19 protein-coding genes are annotated in these 18,741 nt (G+C 50.0%); 17 read left to right on the forward strand and 2 right to left on the reverse strand.

Annotated features, from left to right (window positions below):
* The first annotated feature begins 475 nt into the window (after positions 1 to 475).
* The gene (locus GFC06_RS15195) at positions 476 to 1,384 is read left to right on the forward strand and encodes an SDR family oxidoreductase (RefSeq protein WP_016156638.1); all 909 of its coding nucleotides are present in this window, start codon (positions 476 to 478) and stop codon (positions 1,382 to 1,384) included.
* A gap of 105 nt (positions 1,385 to 1,489) precedes the next feature.
* Here the strand turns inward: GFC06_RS15195 and pspF are convergent, their stop codons facing one another.
* Positions 1,490 to 2,479 (reverse strand): phage shock protein operon transcriptional activator, encoded by a 990-nt coding sequence (gene pspF, locus GFC06_RS15200; protein WP_194831198.1) that lies wholly within the window; start codon positions 2,477 to 2,479, stop codon positions 1,490 to 1,492.
* A gap of 155 nt (positions 2,480 to 2,634) precedes the next feature.
* Here pspF and pspA point away from each other — a divergent pair, with 155 nt between their 5' ends.
* The 15 genes from pspA to GFC06_RS15275 all read left to right on the forward strand — a co-directional run bounded on the left by pspA (position 2,635) and on the right by GFC06_RS15275 (position 17,046).
* Positions 2,635 to 3,303 carry a phage shock protein PspA gene (gene pspA, locus GFC06_RS15205; protein ID WP_016153228.1) on the forward strand — a complete coding sequence of 223 codons (669 nt, stop codon included), beginning with the start codon at positions 2,635 to 2,637 and terminating at the stop codon, positions 3,301 to 3,303.
* Positions 3,304 to 3,357: 54 nt separating this feature from the next.
* The gene (gene pspB, locus GFC06_RS15210) at positions 3,358 to 3,582 is read left to right on the forward strand and encodes an envelope stress response membrane protein PspB (RefSeq protein WP_016153227.1); all 225 of its coding nucleotides are present in this window, start codon (positions 3,358 to 3,360) and stop codon (positions 3,580 to 3,582) included.
* Positions 3,582 to 3,941, forward strand: a complete 360-nt coding sequence (pspC, locus tag GFC06_RS15215) for an envelope stress response membrane protein PspC (protein WP_003020497.1) — start codon at positions 3,582 to 3,584, stop codon at positions 3,939 to 3,941. The genes pspB and pspC overlap by 1 nt, the downstream gene beginning before the upstream one ends.
* 8 nt (positions 3,942 to 3,949) lie before the next feature.
* Positions 3,950 to 4,180, forward strand: a complete 231-nt coding sequence (pspD, locus tag GFC06_RS15220) for a phage shock protein PspD (RefSeq protein ID WP_047500373.1) — start codon at positions 3,950 to 3,952, stop codon at positions 4,178 to 4,180.
* A gap of 164 nt (positions 4,181 to 4,344) precedes the next feature.
* Positions 4,345 to 6,051 carry a sugar phosphorylase gene (locus tag GFC06_RS15225; protein ID WP_153690319.1) on the forward strand — a complete coding sequence of 569 codons (1,707 nt, stop codon included), beginning with the start codon at positions 4,345 to 4,347 and terminating at the stop codon, positions 6,049 to 6,051.
* 16 nt (positions 6,052 to 6,067) lie between these two features.
* A complete protein-coding gene (locus GFC06_RS15230; RefSeq protein WP_153690320.1) occupies positions 6,068 to 7,360 on the forward strand; it encodes an ABC transporter substrate-binding protein in 1,293 nt (430 codons plus the stop codon).
* Between the two features lie 20 nt (positions 7,361 to 7,380).
* Positions 7,381 to 8,262, forward strand: a complete 882-nt coding sequence (locus tag GFC06_RS15235) for a carbohydrate ABC transporter permease (protein ID WP_003840754.1) — start codon at positions 7,381 to 7,383, stop codon at positions 8,260 to 8,262.
* Positions 8,249 to 9,091 carry a carbohydrate ABC transporter permease gene (locus tag GFC06_RS15240; RefSeq protein WP_003020474.1) on the forward strand — a complete coding sequence of 281 codons (843 nt, stop codon included), beginning with the start codon at positions 8,249 to 8,251 and terminating at the stop codon, positions 9,089 to 9,091. Before GFC06_RS15235 ends, GFC06_RS15240 begins: the two co-directional genes overlap by 14 nt.
* Before the next feature lie 27 nt (positions 9,092 to 9,118).
* Complete coding sequence (locus GFC06_RS15245; protein WP_016153224.1) at positions 9,119 to 10,171, forward strand: zinc-dependent alcohol dehydrogenase; 1,053 nt, start codon at positions 9,119 to 9,121, stop codon at positions 10,169 to 10,171.
* A gap of 16 nt (positions 10,172 to 10,187) precedes the next feature.
* Positions 10,188 to 10,976: a sugar phosphate isomerase/epimerase family protein gene (locus GFC06_RS15250; RefSeq protein WP_016156634.1), complete on the forward strand. Its 789-nt coding sequence runs from the start codon at positions 10,188 to 10,190 to the stop codon at positions 10,974 to 10,976.
* Positions 10,977 to 10,986: 10 nt separating this feature from the next.
* On the forward strand, positions 10,987 to 12,042 hold the full coding sequence (locus tag GFC06_RS15255; RefSeq protein ID WP_016153222.1) for a Gfo/Idh/MocA family protein: 1,056 nt from the start codon (positions 10,987 to 10,989) through the stop codon (positions 12,040 to 12,042).
* Positions 12,039 to 14,315 carry a glycoside hydrolase family 65 protein gene (locus GFC06_RS15260; protein ID WP_153690321.1) on the forward strand — a complete coding sequence of 759 codons (2,277 nt, stop codon included), beginning with the start codon at positions 12,039 to 12,041 and terminating at the stop codon, positions 14,313 to 14,315. Before GFC06_RS15255 ends, GFC06_RS15260 begins: the two co-directional genes overlap by 4 nt.
* Complete coding sequence (gene pgmB, locus GFC06_RS15265; protein ID WP_153690322.1) at positions 14,312 to 14,980, forward strand: beta-phosphoglucomutase; 669 nt, start codon at positions 14,312 to 14,314, stop codon at positions 14,978 to 14,980. Before GFC06_RS15260 ends, pgmB begins: the two co-directional genes overlap by 4 nt.
* 10 nt (positions 14,981 to 14,990) lie before the next feature.
* The gene (locus tag GFC06_RS15270; RefSeq protein ID WP_016153219.1) at positions 14,991 to 16,073 is read left to right on the forward strand and encodes an ABC transporter ATP-binding protein; all 1,083 of its coding nucleotides are present in this window, start codon (positions 14,991 to 14,993) and stop codon (positions 16,071 to 16,073) included.
* A 67-nt stretch (positions 16,074 to 16,140) separates the two neighbouring features.
* Complete coding sequence (locus tag GFC06_RS15275; protein WP_153690323.1) at positions 16,141 to 17,046, forward strand: OmpG family monomeric porin; 906 nt, start codon at positions 16,141 to 16,143, stop codon at positions 17,044 to 17,046.
* Positions 17,047 to 17,075: 29 nt separating this feature from the next.
* Here GFC06_RS15275 and GFC06_RS15280 read toward each other — a convergent pair whose 3' ends face one another.
* Positions 17,076 to 18,086: a LacI family DNA-binding transcriptional regulator gene (locus GFC06_RS15280; protein ID WP_016153217.1), complete on the reverse strand. Its 1,011-nt coding sequence runs from the start codon at positions 18,084 to 18,086 to the stop codon at positions 17,076 to 17,078.
* 228 nt (positions 18,087 to 18,314) lie between these two features.
* Here GFC06_RS15280 and pspE point away from each other — a divergent pair, with 228 nt between their 5' ends.
* Positions 18,315 to 18,632: a thiosulfate sulfurtransferase PspE gene (pspE, locus tag GFC06_RS15285; protein ID WP_016153216.1), complete on the forward strand. Its 318-nt coding sequence runs from the start codon at positions 18,315 to 18,317 to the stop codon at positions 18,630 to 18,632.
* The last annotated feature ends 109 nt before the right edge of the window (positions 18,633 to 18,741 follow it).

An 18,741-nucleotide genomic window follows, 5' to 3' on the forward strand; every position in this document is an offset into this window, starting at 1 on the left:
CCTCATAATGGCGCTATAGATAATTTCATTCGTTCTCCATTTCGATAGGGTTGAGATGTTAAGTTTGGTTGCTATTTATTCATGCTGAGCGTTAGATAATTCTTAAATGATAACGGTTTAATGAATCATAGCGTTGGTAAAATATAAGCGAGGCGACGTAGGTAGATGAATGCAGGAAAAACAGTTGCATAGGGATTTATTAACCTCTCGCTTCTGAGTGGTATCTCGTTACTCAATAAAATTGTCTGGTCTGTTAAGGTTTTCTTTATATAGATCATTGATATATATGGATTTAAGTGCCATGAGTTAAGCGGGTATTAATCTCATGAAATACTCGAAAGCGCGATGCGGTGATTAGTTTATCGGTAGAGGTGATATTACGCGAAATATTAAATTGCGGTGAATTATAAAGGTCATGCCACTCATTTTGGTCTACGCTTAATAATCTTTGTGATAAAAAATGAGAGGTATTTAAATGGCTGACTTAAACAATGAAAAAAAGACCATCAATAAAACTCATTCTGCGCGTTTTCCGGCACCGCCTTTTCCACAGCAGAAGCAACCCTTCCCAGGGCTGGCCGGAAAAATGCAACCGCGTCCCGATCATGGGGAGGAGAGCTATCAGGGAAGCGGTCGATTGAATGGGCGCAAGGTATTAATTACCGGGGGGGATTCAGGGATTGGCCGTGCTGTTGCCATCGCCTATGCCCGTGAAGGCGCTGATGTTGCGATCAACTATTTACCTGATGAAGAAGACGATGCGCGTGAAGTGGTCGACTTGATAAAAAAAGCAGGCAGAAATGTCGTGGCTATCCCCGGAGATATTCGAGATGAAACTTTTTGCGGCCAACTGGTTAAACAGGCGGTAAAAGGGTTGGGTGGGTTGGATATCCTCGTCAATAATGCGGGTCGTCAGCAATTTTGCGAGTCTATTGAGGCGCTCACCACAGAAGATTTCGATGCCACATTCAAGACTAATGTCTACGCTATGTTTTGGATAACCAAAGCGGCTATCCCCCATCTTTCACGAGACAGCGTGATAATTAATACCTCCTCGGTACAGGCTTATGAGCCTAGTGAAATCCTGCTTGACTATGCTCAGACCAAAGCGGCGATCGTGGCATTTACTAAATCGCTGGCGAAACAGCTGGCACCGAAAGGAATACGGGTTAATGCCGTAGCGCCAGGCCCATACTGGACTGTACTGCAATGCTGTGGCGGTCAACCACAGGAAAAAGTGGAGAAATTTGGGGCAAATGCACCGCTGGGCCGTCCGGGCCAACCGGTGGAAATTGCGCCGCTTTATGTCACTTTGGCCGCTGAAGAGAACAGCTATACATCCGGCCAGGTCTGGTGCTCTGATGGGGGGACTGGAACCCTCTGACGTTTATGCTCCGTGAGTCGAAAAGTCAGAGGGGAAAGTGACTTTAATGGGCTAGTGCGGTCAATAAAGCGTCAAACCCTCCAATATAACGTTGGCAGAGGCGCGCTAAATCTGGTGTTTCTTAAGCAACGCGCGTAGCTGATGGTAAGTCAGACCCAGTAATTCAGCGGCTTTTTTCTGATTAAATTTCGCCTGCTGCAAGCTGGTTTGTAGAAAGTCTTTCTCTTGTTGCTGCTGGAATTCACGCAGATCCAGCGGTAATGCTACAGATGTCTGCTTTGGTGGTGCTGCCTGTGGCTGCGCAACGTGGCGGCGGAAGGGGTCAATGATGATCTCATCCAGCGGGTAATCGCTGGTACCATGCCGGTAAACGGAGCGCTCCACGACGTTTTTCAGTTCACGAATATTACCCGGCCAACGGTAATGGAGGAGGGTTTCTCTGGCCTCGGCGCTAAATCCCGGAAAAAGCGGTAACCCGATCTCGCGGCACATCTGAATGGCAAAGTGTTCGGCCATTAACTTGATGTCGCTTTGACGCTCGCGTAGTGGGGGAAGTTGCACCACGTCAAAGGCCAGACGATCCAGCAGGTCCGCGCGGAAAGTGCCTTCGCTGACCATACGTGGCAGGTCGGCATTGGTCGCGCAGACCAGTCGCACGTTAACCTGCAAGGGCTGGCTGCCGCCGACGCGTTCCAGCTCGCCATACTCAATTACGCGCAGCAGTTTTTCCTGTACCAACATTGGCGCGGTCGCCAGTTCATCAAGAAACAGCGTGCCGCCGTCGGCGCGTTCGAAACGTCCCGGATGGCGTTTTTGCGCACCGGTAAACGCACCGGCTTCGTGACCAAACAGTTCGGAATCAAGTAAGTTCTCGTTGAGGGCCGCGCAGTTAAGCGAAATAAATGGGCCCTGCCAACGGCTGGAGAGGTAGTGCAGGCGGTTGGCAATAAGCTCTTTCCCCGTACCTCGCTCACCGATAACCAGTACAGGTTTATCCAGCGGCGCCAGATGAGAAACCTGTTCCAGCACTTCAATAAAGCTGTTCGCTTCGCCCAGAATATTGTCTTTGTATCCTGCCATGATGAAATTCACCACTTGTTAGTGTTATTCACCAATTTACCCTAATTCTCCCGTCAGGTAAAATTAGATATTTATATTAAAATCAATTAGTTAAAAAGTTGGCACGCCAAGTGCATTACGAAAACAGCAGGGCATAGCCCGATATCAGAACAGTAAGTGAGGATTACATTATGGGTATTTTTTCTCGTTTTGCCGACATCGTGAACGCCAACATTAATGCGTTGCTGGAAAAGGCTGAAGATCCGCAGAAGCTGGTGCGGTTAATGATCCAGGAAATGGAAGATACGCTGGTTGAGGTGCGCTCAAACTCCGCACGCGCTCTGGCAGAAAAGAAACAATTATCTCGCCGTATCGAACTGGCCAGCGCACAACAGGCAGAGTGGCAAGAAAAAGCCGAGCTGGCGCTGCGTAAAGAGAAAGAAGATTTGGCGCGTTCTGCCTTAATCGAAAAACAGAAACTGACTGACCTGATTGCTTCTCTGGAGCATGAGGTGACGCTGGTTGACGATACGCTGGCGCGAATGAAAAAAGAGATCGGTGAGCTGGAAAATAAACTCAGTGAAACCCGTGCTCGTCAGCAGGCATTGATGCTGCGCCATCAGGCTGCGAGCTCTTCGCGTGATGTTCGTCGTCAACTGGACAGCGGTAAGCTGGATGAAGCGATGGCACGCTTTGAATCTTTCGAGCGTCGTATCGATCAGATGGAAGCTGAGGCCGAAAGCCATAACTTCGGTAAACAGCAGTCTCTGGATCAGCAATTTGCTGACCTGAAAGCAGATGATGAAATCAGCGAGCAGCTGGCGCAACTTAAAGCCAAAATGCAGCAAGATAAGCAATAATAACATCTGGCGGCGCCCGAACGCGCCGCCGCTCATCACCTGTAAGGAGTACTCATGAGCGCGCTATTTCTGGCTATCCCATTAACCATCTTTGTGTTGTTCGTTTTACCGATTTGGCTCTGGCTGCATTACAGCAACCGTTCCAGTCGTGGCGAACTGGCGCAAAGTGAACAGCAACGTCTGGTAGAACTCAACGATGACGCACAGCGGATGCGCGAGCGCATTCAGGCGCTGGAAGACATCCTTGATGCTGAACATCCAAACTGGAGGGACCGCTAATGGGAGGCGTTAATCTGAACAAAAAACTGTGGCGTATTCCGCAACAGGGCATGGTGAAGGGGGTTTGCGCAGGTATAGCGCATTATCTCGATGTGCCTGTGAAGCTGGTGCGGATCCTGGTGGTGTTGTCCGTCTTTTTTGGTCTGGCCTTTTTCACCTTCGTCGCTTACATCGTGCTGACGTTTGTGTTGGACCCGATGCCGGACAATGTGGTTTCCGGTGAGCAGCAGCCATCAAGCGGCGAGCTGTTGGATGCCGTCGATCGCGAGCTGGCGGCAAGTGAAAAGCGTTTGCGTGAAATGGAGCGTTATGTCACCTCTGATACCTTTTCATTGCGCAGCCGTTTCCGCCAATTGTGAGGATAGAAATGAACAATCGCTGGCAACGTGCCGGGCAAAGGGTTAAGCCGGGCTTTAAAATAGCAGGTAAGCTGGTGCTTTTAACTGCGCTTCGTTACGGCCCGGCGGGGGTAGCAGGGTGGGCGGTGAAGTCCGTCGCCCGACGCCCGCTTAAAATGCTGCTGGCGTTGGTCCTGGAGCCGGTTTTGAGTCGGGCAGCGGCAAAATTATCGAAACGCTATTCAGGTAATCAACGCTGATATCCGATTCAGCAAAAGCAAGCAACAATTAATCAACATTCCCACTGTTAATTTGCGGCAGCTCACAAATACGATTTTTTGGCTGCCAAAATTCTTTTATTATCCCCCTCCTGGCCACCTCAGCCGATTGACAGCTTATTTCCCGCAGAGTAGTCTCTTGATTCATGGGACCGCTACCACGAGAATTGAAGGTGAACCAAAAAATCCAAAAATGCCTGGCAGAAGTTTATGGTGATACGTTTACTTCATGCCACTATGAAGCGCTGATTGCACGTTTAGAGAAATCACAGGGATTAATTAAAAAAATCCGTAAAGCGCATTGGGACGAGGGCGATGTAGTTCTTATTACCTACGCCGATCAATTCCACGGGGCAGGCAAAAAACCACTGCCGATGTTTAATCAGTTTTATAATGAATGGCTTAAGTCGACATTTTCTCATGTGCATCTGTTGCCGTTTTATCCGTGGTCATCGGATGATGGTTTTTCCGTAATTAATTACCATCAGGTTGCTGAAGAAACCGGTGACTGGAATGATATTAAGCAATTGGGTAAATCCAGTCGACTGATGTTTGATTTTGTTTGTAACCATATGTCAGCGAAAAGCGAATGGTTTAATAACTATTTGCAACAGCTTGACGGTTATGAAGATTTCTTTATTGCGATGGATCCTGATACGGACCTGAGCAACGTAACGCGTCCACGCGCATTACCGTTACTGACGCCTTTTACGCTGAAAGATAACACCGTACGCTATTTATGGACGACGTTCAGCGACGACCAGATCGATCTCAACTATGCCAACCCGATAGTGTTACTGGCGATGGTCGATGTGCTATTGAGTTATCTTGAGCAGGGCGCTGATTATGTCCGCCTGGATGCGGTTGGCTTTATGTGGAAAGAGCCAGGAACGACCTGTATTCACCTGGAAAAAACGCATCAGCTTATCAAACTATTTCGCGCTATTGCTGACTGCGTGGCGCCTGGTACGGCGATTATTACTGAAACAAACGTTCCGCATAAGGATAATGTGTCCTACTACGGAAATGGCCGTGATGAAGCGCATATGGTGTACCAGTTCTCGTTACCTCCGCTGGTGCTGCATGCGGTACAACGCCAGGATACCTCAACCTTGTGCCAGTGGGCGCAATCACTGGAACTGCCGTCCAGTGAGACCACCTGGTTTAATTTCCTCGCATCGCATGACGGTATTGGTCTCAACCCATTACGTGGTTTGTTACCTGAAGACGAGATCGTGCGCCTGGTGACGGAATTACAACAGGAAGGCGCGCTGGTTAACTGGAAAAATAACCCTGATGGTAGTCGCAGTCCGTATGAAATTAACGTGACATATATGGACGCACTAACGCCAGGCAATTGTAGTGATGCCGAACGTTTTTCCCGCTTTATTCTCGCACATGCCATTTTGCTGAGTTTTCCGGGGGTACCTGCGGTTTACATTCAAAGCATTCTTGGGTCACGCAATGATTATAAAGGTGTTGAGTCGTTAGGTTATAATCGCGCGATCAACCGCAAAAAATATCAAATAAGCCAAATCGAAACGGAGCTGGCAGATGAAACCAGTTTGCGCCACGCTATTTATCATGAATTATCCCGATTAATTGTAATACGTCGTAGTAATAAAGCATTTCACCCTGATAGTGATTTTCAGATTAGCAGTGTTACACCGGCTGTAATGCAAATTAAACGTACGGCGGAAACAGGCGAAAAAATTACCGGATTATTTAATGTCAGCGGTCATACGCAAACCATTAGTATTGATGTTGAAAATGGATTTGATTTGATTAGCGGTGAAACTATTTCAGGTAAAGAATTAACGTTGAACGCCTGGCAGGTCATGTGGGTTAAGTAATAAAAAGGAACATTTCATGCTTAAAACTAAAATTGTGCTGATTTCAGCACTGGTTTCCTGCGCCCTGGTTTCCGGGTGTAAGGATGATAAAACGTCCTCTGTTGCGATTGAATTTATGCACTCTTCTGTTGAACAGGAGCGGCAGGCGGTTATTGCAAAACTGATTGAGCGTTTTGAAAAAGAGAACCCGGGGATCAGTGTCAAACAGGTTCCTGTAGAAGAAGATGCGTACAACACCAAGGTCATTACCTTGGCGCGGAGCGGTTCACTGCCTGAAGTCATTGAAACCAGCCATGACTACGCGAAAGTTATGGATAAAGAATCACTTATCGATCGTAAAGCCGTAGCGCAGGTCATCAACGCTGTAGGTGAAGGTACTTTTTATGATGGCGTGCTGCGTATTGTGCGCACTGAAGACGGTACCGCCTGGACCGGGGTTCCGGTTAGCGCCTGGATTGGCGGGATCTGGTATCGCAAAGATGTGCTGGCAAAAGCTAGGCTGGAAGAGCCAAAAGACTGGCAACAACTGCTGAGCGTGGCGCAGAAGCTAAACAATCCTGGTAGTAAGAAATATGGTATTGCGCTGCCCACGGCGGAAAGCGTTTTGACTGAACAGTCATTTTCCCAGTTCGCGCTCTCAAACCAGGCCAACGTTTTTGATGCGCAAGGAAAGATAACGCTCAACACACCTGAAATGGCGCAGGCGCTGCAGTATTACCGCCAATTGGCAATGAACACCATGCCGGGCTCAAACGACATCATGGAAGTCAAAGACGCGTTCATGAATGGCACGGCGCCGATGGCGATTTATTCCACCTATATCCTCCCGGCGGTGATTAAAGAGGGCGATCCTAAAAATGTGGGCTTTATGGTGCCGACGGAAAAAAACTCTGCTGTTTACGGCATGCTGACGTCGTTAACCATTACCGCGGGTCAAAAGTCTGAAGAGACAGAAGCGGCAGAGAAATTTGTCACCTTTATGGAGCAGGCCGACAACATCGCGGACTGGGTCATGATGTCGCCAGGGGCGGCGCTGCCGGTCAACAAAGCGGTGGTGAATACCCCGACGTGGAAAGATAACACGGTCATCAAAGCGCTGGGTGAATTACCCGATCAACTGATTGCCGAACTGCCGAATATCCAGGTGTTTGGCGCCGTCGGCGATAAGAACTTCACCCGCATGGGCGACGTCACAGGCTCCGGTGTTGTGAGCTCAATGGTGCACAACGTGACGGTAGGCAAAGCCGACCTCGTCACCACGATTGAAGCGAGCCAGAAAAAACTGGATGACCTCGTTGAACAGCGCTAATGGGGAAATGGAAAGCCGTGATGAATAAGTTCTTTTCAGGTCGATCTGATATGCCATTCGCCATGCTGCTGCTGGCGCCCAGCTTGCTGTTGCTGGGCGGTTTAGTGGCGTGGCCGATGATATCTAACATCGAAATCAGCTTTATGCGACTGCCGCTGAATCCGCAAATTGAGTCTACGTTTGTCGGGCTGAGCAACTATATCCGTATCTTATCCGATCCCGGATTCTGGCATTCGCTGTGGATGACGGTCTGGTATACCGCGCTGGTTGTGGCAGGAAGCACGGTACTGGGGCTGGGCGTAGCGATGTTTTTTAACCGTGAGTTTCGTCTGCGGAAAACGGCGCGCTCACTGGTCATCCTCTCTTACGTGACGCCATCAATTTCGCTGGTGTTTGCCTGGAAATACATGTTCAACAACGGCTACGGCATTGTGAACTACCTCGGCGTGGATCTGTTGCATCTCTACGATCAGGCGCCGCTGTGGTTCGACAATCCCGGCAGTAGCTTCGCGCTGGTCGTGCTGTTCGCCATCTGGCGCTACTTCCCGTATGCCTTTATCTCGTTTCTGGCGATTTTACAGACGATTGATAAATCGTTGTATGAGGCGGCAGAAATGGATGGCGCGAATGCCTGGCAACGGTTTCGTATCGTCACGCTGCCAGCGATTATGCCGGTGCTGGCAACCGTGGTCACGCTGCGCACGATCTGGATGTTTTACATGTTCGCCGATGTTTATCTGCTGACCACTAAAGTCGATATTCTCGGGGTCTATCTCTATAAAACAGCGTTTGCATTTAACGACTTAGGCAAAGCGGCCGCTATTTCTGTCGTCCTCTTCGTCATTATTTTCGCTGTTATCCTGCTGACCAGAAAACGGGTGAACCTCAATGGCAACAAATAAGCGCACACTTGGCCGCATCGGCTTTTACTGTGGATTAATTGTCTTCCTGGGCATCACGCTATTCCCATTTTTTGTGATGCTGATGACCTCATTTAAAAGCGCCAAAGAGGCGATCTCGCTACATCCGACGCTGTTACCGCAGCAATGGACGCTGGAACATTACATCGACATCTTCAACCCGATGATTTTCCCGTTTGTTGACTACTTCCGTAATAGCCTGGTGGTATCGGTCACTTCTTCGGTGGTGGCGGTGTTTCTCGGCGTGCTCGGAGCGTATGCGCTTTCCCGCCTGCGTTTTAAAGGGCGAATGACCATCAATGCCAGCTTTTACACGGTGTACATGTTTTCGGGGATCCTGCTGGTGGTGCCGCTATTCAAAATCATTACGGCACTTGGCATCTATGACACCGAAATGGCGTTGATTATCACCATGGTCACCCAGACGCTGCCGACCGCGGTGTTCATGCTGAAAAGCTACTTCGACACCATTCCGGATGAAATAGAAGAAGCCGCGATGATGGATGGATTGAACCGTCTGCAGATCATCTTTCGCATTACCGTGCCGTTGGCGATGTCCGGTCTGGTTTCGGTCTTTGTGTACTGCTTTATGGTGGCGTGGAATGACTATCTGTTTGCCTCGATTTTCCTCTCCAGCGCCAGCAATTTTACCTTACCGGTCGGTCTGAACGCGCTGTTCAGTACGCCTGACTATATCTGGGGACGCATGATGGCGGCATCGTTAGTCACCGCATTGCCGGTTGTCATTATGTATGCGCTTTCCGAACGTTTTATTAAAAGTGGTTTGACCGCAGGCGGCGTGAAAGGCTAAGCGGCCAGTTTAATTAAGGAGTTGTAAATGAAGAAGTTAGTTGCCACAGAACCGCGTGTTGCGGCGCTGGTGGAATATGAAGACAGAGCTGTATCCGCCAATGAAGTGAAAGTTCGCGTTCGCTTTGGTGCGCCAAAACATGGCACGGAAGTGGTCGATTTTCGCGCTGCCAGTCCGTTTATTGACGAAGATTTCAACGGCGAATGGCAAATGTTCATGCCGCGTCCGGAAGGGGCGCCGCGCGGGATTGAATTCGGCAAGTTCCAGCTTGGCAACATGGTGGTGGGCGATGTTATTGAGTGTGGCAGCGATGTGACCGAATACGCCGTTGGCGATTCAGTTTGCGGCTACGGCCCACTGGCAGAAACGGTTTTCTTTAATGCGGTAAACAACTACAAACTGCGCAAAATGCCGGAAGGTAGTTCGTGGAAAAATGCCGTGTGCTATGACCCGGCACAGTTCGCCATGAGTGGCGTGCGCGACGCCAATGTGCGTGTCGGCGATTTTGTTGTCATCGTCGGCTTAGGGGCGATTGGCCAGATTGCCGTCCAACTGGCTAAGAAAGCGGGAGCCTCGGTGGTCATTGGCGTGGATCCGATTGCCCATCGTTGCGATATCGCGCGTCGTCATGGCGCGGATTTCTGTCTGAATCCTATTGGCACCGATGTCGGCATGGAAATTAAGAAGCTGACCGGCAAGCAGGGCGCGGATGTGATTATCGAAACCAGCGGCTATGCGGATGCGTTGCAATCGGCGTTACGCGGTCTGGCCTATGGTGGAACCATCTCCTATGTTGCTTTCGCGAAACCTTTTGCTGAAGGCTTCAACCTGGGGCGTGAAGCGCACTTCAACAACGCCAAAATTGTCTTCTCTCGTGCCTGCAGTGAGCCAAATCCGGATTATCCGCGCTGGAGCCGCAAGCGTATTGAGGAGACCTGTTGGGAACTGTTGATGAACGGTTACCTGAACTGTGAAGAACTTATTGACCCGGTAGTAACATTTGCCAGCAGCCCGGAAAGCTATATGCAGTATGTCGATCGCCATCCGGAAAAGAGCATCAAAATGGGCGTGACGTTTTAATTAAGGAATGCAGAAGATGAAAATTGGAACACAGAACCAGGCTTTTTTTCCGGAAAATATTCTCGAGAAATTCCGTTACATCAAAGAGATGGGGTTTGACGGTTTTGAAATTGACGGCAAGCTGCTGGTTAACAACCTGGCAGAAGTGAAAGCAGCAATCAAAGAAACAGGCCTGCCCGTCACCACCGCCTGTGGAGGATATGACGGTTGGATCGGTGATTTTATCGAAGAGCGTCGTTTGAATGGCTTACAGCAGATTACCCGCATTCTCGAAGCGCTGGCCGAAGTCGGTGGGCAGGGCATTATTGTACCCGCTGCATGGGGCATGTTTACCTTCCGCTTACCGCCGATGACCTCTCCGCGCAGCCTGGCGGGTGATCGTAAAGCAGTAAGTGATTCATTGATTTATCTCGATAAAGTTGCCGAGCGTACGGGGACGGTGGTGTATCTGGAGCCGCTTAATCGCTATCAGGATCATATGATCAACACCCTGGCGGATGCCCGTCGCTATATCGTGGAAAACAACCTGAAGCATGTGCAAATCATTGGTGATTTTTACCATATGAATATCGAAGAAGACGATATGGCTCAGGCGCTGCATGACAATCGCGATCTGCTGGGACACGTCCATATTGCGGATAACCACCGTTATCAGCCGGGGAGCGGTACGCTGGATTTCACTGCGCTGTTTGATCAGTTGCGTGAAGATAATTATCAGGGTTACGTCGTGTACGAAGGGCGTGTACGGGCAGAGAACCTGCCGGAAGCGTACCGTCAGTCACTGGCCTGGCTGCGTACCTGCTAAGAGGATTTCTGTGAAAAGTGCACTGACAAGCTCTCCGCTACGCATCGCCATTATCGGCGCCGGGCAGGTGGCGGATAAAGTTCATGCTTCGTACTACTGCACCCGCAACGATCTGGAACTGGTGGCTGTCTGTGACAGCCGCCTGTCACAGGCGCAGGCGTTGGCAGAGAAATACGGCAATCCGCAGGTTTGGGACGATCCTCAGACGATGCTACGCGAGGCTAAGCCAGATATCGTCAGCATCTGTTCACCCAATCGTTTTCATTATGAACACACCATGTTGGCGCTGAACGCCGGATGCCATGTGATGTGTGAGAAACCTCCGGCGATGACGCCAGCCGAGGCGCTGGAAATGTGTAACACGGCGCGTCGAAGGGGGAAAGTTCTGGCTTATGATTTTCATCATCGTTTCGCACTGGATACGCAGCTGCTTCGTGAGCAGGTGATGGCCGGCGTGCTGGGTGAAATCTATGTCACCAATGTCCGCGCTTTGCGCCGCTGCGGCGTGCCCGGCTGGGGGGTATTTACCAACAAAGAACTGCAGGGCGGCGGGCCGCTGATTGATCTCGGCATCCATATGCTTGATGCCGCCATGTATGTGCTGGGGTTTCCGGCAGTAAAGCGCGTTAACGCACACAGTTATCAACGCATTGGCACGCGTAAAAACAGCGGCCAGTTTGGGAAATGGGATCCCGAGACGTATACCGTGGAGGATTCTCTGTTCGGGACGATTGAATTTCATAACGGCGGTATCCTGCGACTGGAAACGTCTTTTGCGCTGAATATCCCGGAACAATCGATTATGAACGTTAATTTCTGCGGCGATCTGGCAGGGGCGACGTTATTCCCGGCTCAGGTTTATACCGATCGTGAGGGTACGCTTGACGTACTGCTTCAGCGCGAAATGGCCGATGACAATCGTCATTATCGCAGCATGGAAGCTTTTGTGAATCATGTCCAGGGCGAGCCTGTCACTATTGCCGACGCAGAGCAAGGCGTCGTTATTCAACAACTGGTTGCCGCACTGTATCAATCGGCTGAAACAGGGACCTACGTAGACTTATGACGAGGCCAGTAATGCTAACTGAACCGGCTTTTTGCCCACACAACCTGAATAAATATGCGTCCCTCATGACGACCGGTAACGGTTATATGGGGATTCGCGCCAGCCACGAGGAAGCCTACACCTTACAAACTCGCGGCATGTACCTTGCAGGACTGTATCACCGGGCAGGGAAAGGCGAGATTAATGAACTGGTTAATCTGCCTGATGTGGTGGGGGTGGAGATTTCACTCAATGGTGAGATTTTCTCGCTCACCAGCGGCGTTATCGAAAGCTGGCAACGTGAACTGGATTTTGCCAGTGGGGAATTACGCCGTGCGCTTACCTGGCGTGCGTCTGGCGGGGCGCGTTTTGCCATTGAGAGCCGGCGATTTGTCTCGGCACAAAAACTGCCGCTGTTTGCTATGGAAGTTGTCGTCACGCCACTGGACGGCGATGCCAGCATTGGTATCTCGACCGGAATTGACGCCACGATGACCAATCATGGTCGTCAGCATTTGGATGAAACGCAGGTCCGGGTCTTTGGCCAGCATCTTATGCAAGGGATTTACACCACCCAGGACAATCGTAATGATATCGCTATCACCACGTATTGCGATGTAGATGGTGCAGCGCAGCGCTGCTTCACGGCGAAAGAACGTCGGTTGTTACAACACAACAGCGTGCAGGCGAAAGCCGGACAGCGCGTCACGCTGACAAAAATTAGCTGGGTAGACTGGGCGAGCGAACGCAGCCTGTCGCTTGAAACCTGGGGACGCCAGTCGCTGCGCAACCTGGAAGCGTGCGCGCAGCAGGGTTATGACGCTCTGCTGGCGGAGTCGGCTGCTAACTGGCATGCCTGGTGGCAAAATCGTCGCGTTCAGGTCACCAGCACTGATGCCAGCGATCAGCGAGCGCTGGACTATGCGCTCTATCATCTGCGTGTGATGACTCCTGACCACGATGAGCGCAGCAGTATTGCGGCCAAAGGTTTGACGGGGGAAGGGTATAAAGGCCACATATTCTGGGATACCGAGGTCTTTCTGTTACCGTTTCATCTCTTTACCGAGCCGAAAACCGCGAGAAGTTTGTTGCGTTACCGCTGGCATAATCTGTCGGGGGCGCGTGAGAAAGCCCGCCGTAACGGTTGGCAGGGAGCGCTTTTCCCTTGGGAAAGCGCTCGCAGCGGTGATGAGGAAACGCCTGAATTTGCGGCGATCAACATCCGTACCGGACTGCGTCAGAAAGTGGCCTCCGCGCAGGCTGAACATCACCTCGTGGCGGATATTGCCTGGGCGGTAATCAATTACTGGCATGCCTCAGGGGATCTAAACTTCATGTCCCGTGAGGGAATGACGTTGCTGCTGGAAACGGCGAAGTTCTGGATCAGCAGGGCGGTCATGGTTAATGATCGTTTAGAGATCCACGATGTGATTGGCCCGGATGAATACACTGAGCATGTGAACAACAACGCGTTCACCAACTACATGGCCTGGTACAACGTGGAACAGGCGCTGGGCTTTGCCCGTCGGTTGGGCTGCGGTGATGAGACGTTTATTCACCGCGCAGAGTATTTTTTACAGCATCTCTGGCGACCGGAAATTCAGCCCGATGGCGTGCTACCTCAGGATGATACCTTCCTGAGCAAACCGACTATCGATCTGTCACAGTACAAAGCCAAAGCGGGCAAGCAGACGATTTTGCTCGATTACTCCCGTGCAGAAGTCAATGAGATGCAAATTCTCAAACAGGCCGATGTGGTGATGCTGACCTACATGTTACCGGAACAATTTTGCCCGCAAACCTGTCTGGCAAACCTGCGCTTTTACGAGCCGCGCACAATTCATGACTCCTCGTTGAGTAAAGCGATCCACGGGATTGTGGCAGCGCGTTGCGGTGATCCGGCTCAGGGCTATCGGTTCTGGCGTGAAGGATCGCTTATTGATCTCGGGGAGGACCCACATAGCTGCGATGACGGCATTCATGCAGCGGCAACGGGTGCCATCTGGCTGGGCGCAATCCAGGGATTTGCCGGCGTGAATATTCGCCGCGGAGAGTTACACCTTGCTCCTGCCTTACCGGCTCATTGGCAAACGCTGTCTTTCCCGCTGCGCTGGCAGGGCATCGATATGCAGGTAATCATTAATGCGGCTGAAATCCGTATTAACAGCACTGAGCAGATTGTCCTTTGGGTCAATGGTGAAAAGGTCTCCGTGCAGGGGGAAACCGTAATCCGCAATGACGCCATTATTTCGCCCACTTATGGGACCGCTACCACAGAAAGGGGCGATGAATGATACTCAAACCACAGGCCATCATTTTTGATTTGGATGGCGTGATTACCGATACCGCGCATCTGCATTTTCTGGCCTGGCGGCAGGTAGCCGATGAAATAGGGATTGTGATCGACGAAGCATTTAATGACAGCCTGAAAGGGATTAGTCGCGGCGAATCACTACAGCGTATTTTGCACCATGGTGGGAAGGCGGGGGCGTTTTCTCCCGAGGCCTGCGCAGAATTGGCCGAGAGAAAAAACAGACTGTATGTCCATTCTTTGCGCCAACTGACGGTTAACTCGGTATTACCGGGAATACGTGAGCTGTTGATGACGTTGCGGGAAGAACGGATTCCGGTGGGGTTGGCCTCTGTGTCGCGCAATGCCCCGGCTATTTTACAGGCGCTTAATCTTAGCTCTTGCTTTGATTTTTGTGCGGATGCGGCATTGCTCACCCGCTCGAAACCGGATCCGGAAATTTTCCTGGCAGCCTGCGCGGGTCTTGGCGTTGACCCGCAACAATGTATTGGCATAGAAGATGCACAAGCGGGAATTGATGCAATCAACGCCTGCGGCATGCTTTCTGTCGGCATCGGTAAAGGGCTGAATGGGGCAGACTTGCTGCTTCCGGCAACCGAATTTCTGACGTGGCCGTGCTTATCGGCTTTCTGGCAACACGACAAGTAAAGGATTCAACATGGCACAGCTTTCGTTGCAACACATTCAAAAAATTTACGACAACCAGGTACACGTCGTTAAAGACTTCAATCTGGAAATTGAAGATAAAGAGTTTATTGTTTTTGTTGGACCTTCCGGCTGCGGGAAGTCAACTACGTTACGCATGATCGCCGGTCTGGAGGAGATCAGCGGCGGCGATTTGCTGATTGACGGTAAACGGATGAACGATGTGCCGGCGAAATCACGCAACATTGCGATGGTTTTTCAGAACTACGCGTTGTACCCACACATGACCGTCTATGACAACATGGCGTTTGGTCTGAAAATGCAGAAAATAGCGCCTGCTGTGATTGAGGAGCGCGTCAACTGGGCGGCGCAGATCCTTGGTCTGCGCGATTATCTGCAGCGTAAACCCGGCGCGTTATCCGGTGGTCAGCGTCAGCGTGTGGCGCTGGGGCGTGCGATTGTACGCGAAGCGGGGGTCTTCCTGATGGATGAACCCTTATCGAATCTCGATGCCAAACTTCGCGTTCAGATGCGGGCTGAAATTAGCAAACTGCATCAGAAACTCAATACCACCATGATCTATGTTACCCACGACCAAACCGAAGCCATGACTATGGCGACGCGTATTGTGATTATGAAAGATGGCATCGTTCAGCAGGTTGGTGCGCCGAAAACGGTTTATAACCACCCGGCTAATATGTTTGTCGCCGGATTTATTGGCTCACCGGCCATGAACTTTATTCGTGGCGCGATTGATGGTGATAAGTTTGTTACTGAAACACTGAAATTAACGATTCCACAAAATAAATTAGCACAATTAAAAGCGCAGGGTTATGAACATCAGGCGGTCACTCTGGGAATTCGTCCTGAAGATATACACCCGCAGCTTAATAACGAAAATAGTATATCGGCAAAAATTAGCGTTGCAGAATTAACCGGCGCTGAATTTATGCTTTATACCATTGTTGGGGGGCATGAGTTGGTGGTCCGTGCTGGGGCAGTGAATGATTATCATGCAGGAGAAAATATCACTATTCATTTTGATATGGCGAAATGCCATTTCTTTGATGCTGAAACTGAAGTGGCTATTCAATAAAATTCCGGGGGGATAAATCCCCCCAAGCCTTGGGGCATTTTTGCGAGTATTTTAACAAGGAATAATAATGAAAACCCTACTGTCCGCTACTGCGCTGATTATGAGCGCAGGAATGGCCTGCGCGCAGGCTGCTGAAAATAATGACTGGCACTTTAATATTGGTGCTATGTACGAAATAGAAAACGTTGAAGGTCAGGGCGAAGATATGGATGGACTGGCTGAGCCGTCCGTCTATTTCAACGCCTCTAATGGGCCATGGAAAATATCGCTGGCCTATTATCAGGAAGGACCGGTTGATTACAGCGAAGGTAAGCGTGGTACCTGGTTTGATCGTCCGGAACTGGAAATTCGCTATCAATTTCTGGAAAGTGAGGATGTTAATTTCGGTTTGACCGGTGGCTTCCGTAATTACGGTTATCACTCTGTCAATGAACCAGGAAACGACACCGCTAATATGCAGCGTTGGAAAGTTCAGCCGGACTGGGATGTTAAACTGACCGACGACCTGCGCTTTAGCGGTTGGCTGTCGATGTATCAATTCGTTAATGATTTGAATACTACTGGCTACTCCGATAGTCGTGTCGAAAGCGAGACCGGTCTGAATTACAGGTTTAACGAAACGGTGGGCTTAACGGTCAACTATTACCTTGAACGCGGCTTTAATCTGGCTGATTCGCGCAATAATGGTGAGTTCTCAACCCAGGAAATTCGTGCATATTTACCGTTGTCTTTAGGCAATACCACCCTGACGCCGTATACCCGTCTGGGGCTTGATCGCTGGTCAAACTGGGACTGGCGAGATGATCCGGAACGTGAAGGCCATAATTTCAATCGTCTCGGTTTACTGTATGCATATGATTTCCAGAATGGTTTATCAATGTCACTGGAGTATGCCTATGAGTGGGAAGATCACGACGAAGGCGAAAGCGACAGATTCCATTATGCTGGTATAGGCGTGAACTACGCATTCTAAAATATACTGGGGCATTTATGCCCCAGTTTTTACACCAGTGAGTCGGCCAGCGATATTTGCGTGCTCACCGTGATATTTTGTAATCCTTTCTCGCCCGCAATCAGGTTAAATAATAAATTACAGCTTTGTTCACCCAACTGCTGGGTAGGCACATCAATTCCCCCAGGAACGGGCGTGAGCATAAAAGACAACAGCTCATTACTGTAGCCCACAACGGCAAGTTGTTGCGGGATGGTTATATTTTTCTCAGCCGCCACGCGATATAAGCTCATTAATTTCAAGCTGTCGGTGGCAAATACGGCATCGGGTAACGGCTGCTGACTCAGTAATTTTCGTGAAGCAAGCAGGGCTGTTTCATGGGTATAGCCCCCGTCAACAATCCATTCATCGCGCATTTTAATATTATGCGCCTGAAGGCTGGCTTTATATCCGTTAACGCGATCGATAGAAACATGAACATCAAGCGGCGCGTGCAAACAGGCTATATTACGGTGTCCACTCTCAATCAGCGCATCAGTTAGCGTAATGCTGTCGCGATAATTATCTGTGTCTACAGAATAGACATTGGCGTAGTCGCCTTCAACCTTTCCAATAACCACGACCGGTACGTTGTATTTATCCAGCCTCGCAAAAAAAGATTCATCGGCGGGAGAGCTCAGCATAATGATACCTTTGATCAATTTCTGCTTAATTTTGCTCTCACATTTTTGTAAATCATCTTCAGTGCTTCGCGACGTCTGTAATATGACATCAAAACCGACCTCTTCAGCCTTGGCAGTAATAGCATGCAGCACTTCAGAGAAAAACGGATTACCGGCGGTTGTTTTTGCTGAACGGGTAGATATCACCATTATTGCATCAAACCCGGAAGAGGTGAGTGCGCGAGCAAGTTTATTGGGCTGATACTGTAACTCATCAATAGCACGCAGCACTTTTTCAAGCGCTTCAGGCGAGATATTGGTTTGCTTATTAAGCACGCGCGATACCGTGGATTTTGATACGCCAGCGGCTCGTGCAATATCATAAATGGTAGGAGACATAGATCCCAAGCTCCGTCCGAGAGTCAATGGCGAACATATTATGGAGTTAATTGGCGAATGACAACAATATCGGAATGCGGGCAGAAAAATCAAAAAACTAACCGCAGTATGCGCAACCAGAGGAAGTCTCGTCCACGGGTGCAGAGGGTGATAATGCGATCGCAATATTTTCTTAAGAACTGGCGTATAGTGTGTTGGTTAAATCCAACTATCAGTCAGGAAGATATTATGTTGAAAAAAGGCGTATTAGCGTTGGCACTGGTCATCGGCATGCCGGTTTTTGCAGCCGAGCACTGGATTGATGTTCGCGTTCCTGAACAGTATCAACAGCAGCATATTCAGGGAGCGGTCAACATTCCATTAAAAGAGATGAAGGCGCGTATTGCTGCTGAAGTTCCTGATAAGACCGACACCGTGAAGCTGTACTGCAACTCCGGGCGTCAATCGGGGCAGGCGAAGGATATGTTGACGGAAATGGGCTACACGCAGGTGACCAACGAAGGTGGCATCAATCAGATAGCGCTTCCTAAAGTAGAGAATCAATAAACCGCCCGCATTCCTTCTGCTCCAGGCGGTAAGAATAATGCCGCCTGTTACAGCTCAGGTAGTTGATAAGTAAGAATTGACCCCTATCTTTACTTCCTGTTTGTTATAA

The organism is Citrobacter braakii (genome assembly GCF_009648935.1).
GTDB classification, from domain to species: Bacteria; Pseudomonadota; Gammaproteobacteria; order Enterobacterales; family Enterobacteriaceae; genus Citrobacter; species Citrobacter braakii.

What these genes read in the sequence shown, in the direction of transcription:
- pspE (WP_016153216.1), top strand. Translation starts at nt 18,315, where the DNA reads ATGTTGAAAAAAGGCGTATTAGCGTTGGCACTGGTCATCGGCATGCCG.
- GFC06_RS15280 (WP_016153217.1), bottom strand. Translation starts at nt 18,086, where the DNA reads ATGTCTCCTACCATTTATGATATTGCACGAGCCGCTGGCGTATCAAAA.
- pspC (WP_003020497.1), top strand. Translation starts at nt 3,582, where the DNA reads ATGGGAGGCGTTAATCTGAACAAAAAACTGTGGCGTATTCCGCAACAG.
- GFC06_RS15260 (WP_153690321.1), top strand. Translation starts at nt 12,039, where the DNA reads ATGACGAGGCCAGTAATGCTAACTGAACCGGCTTTTTGCCCACACAAC.
- GFC06_RS15230 (WP_153690320.1), top strand. Translation starts at nt 6,068, where the DNA reads ATGCTTAAAACTAAAATTGTGCTGATTTCAGCACTGGTTTCCTGCGCC.
- GFC06_RS15250 (WP_016156634.1), top strand. Translation starts at nt 10,188, where the DNA reads ATGAAAATTGGAACACAGAACCAGGCTTTTTTTCCGGAAAATATTCTC.
- GFC06_RS15245 (WP_016153224.1), top strand. Translation starts at nt 9,119, where the DNA reads ATGAAGAAGTTAGTTGCCACAGAACCGCGTGTTGCGGCGCTGGTGGAA.
- GFC06_RS15240 (WP_003020474.1), top strand. Translation starts at nt 8,249, where the DNA reads ATGGCAACAAATAAGCGCACACTTGGCCGCATCGGCTTTTACTGTGGA.
- pspD (WP_047500373.1), top strand. Translation starts at nt 3,950, where the DNA reads ATGAACAATCGCTGGCAACGTGCCGGGCAAAGGGTTAAGCCGGGCTTT.
- GFC06_RS15235 (WP_003840754.1), top strand. Translation starts at nt 7,381, where the DNA reads ATGAATAAGTTCTTTTCAGGTCGATCTGATATGCCATTCGCCATGCTG.
- pspA (WP_016153228.1), top strand. Translation starts at nt 2,635, where the DNA reads ATGGGTATTTTTTCTCGTTTTGCCGACATCGTGAACGCCAACATTAAT.
- GFC06_RS15225 (WP_153690319.1), top strand. Translation starts at nt 4,345, where the DNA reads ATGGGACCGCTACCACGAGAATTGAAGGTGAACCAAAAAATCCAAAAA.
- GFC06_RS15275 (WP_153690323.1), top strand. Translation starts at nt 16,141, where the DNA reads ATGAAAACCCTACTGTCCGCTACTGCGCTGATTATGAGCGCAGGAATG.
- GFC06_RS15270 (WP_016153219.1), top strand. Translation starts at nt 14,991, where the DNA reads ATGGCACAGCTTTCGTTGCAACACATTCAAAAAATTTACGACAACCAG.
- pspB (WP_016153227.1), top strand. Translation starts at nt 3,358, where the DNA reads ATGAGCGCGCTATTTCTGGCTATCCCATTAACCATCTTTGTGTTGTTC.
- GFC06_RS15195 (WP_016156638.1), top strand. Translation starts at nt 476, where the DNA reads ATGGCTGACTTAAACAATGAAAAAAAGACCATCAATAAAACTCATTCT.
- pgmB (WP_153690322.1), top strand. Translation starts at nt 14,312, where the DNA reads ATGATACTCAAACCACAGGCCATCATTTTTGATTTGGATGGCGTGATT.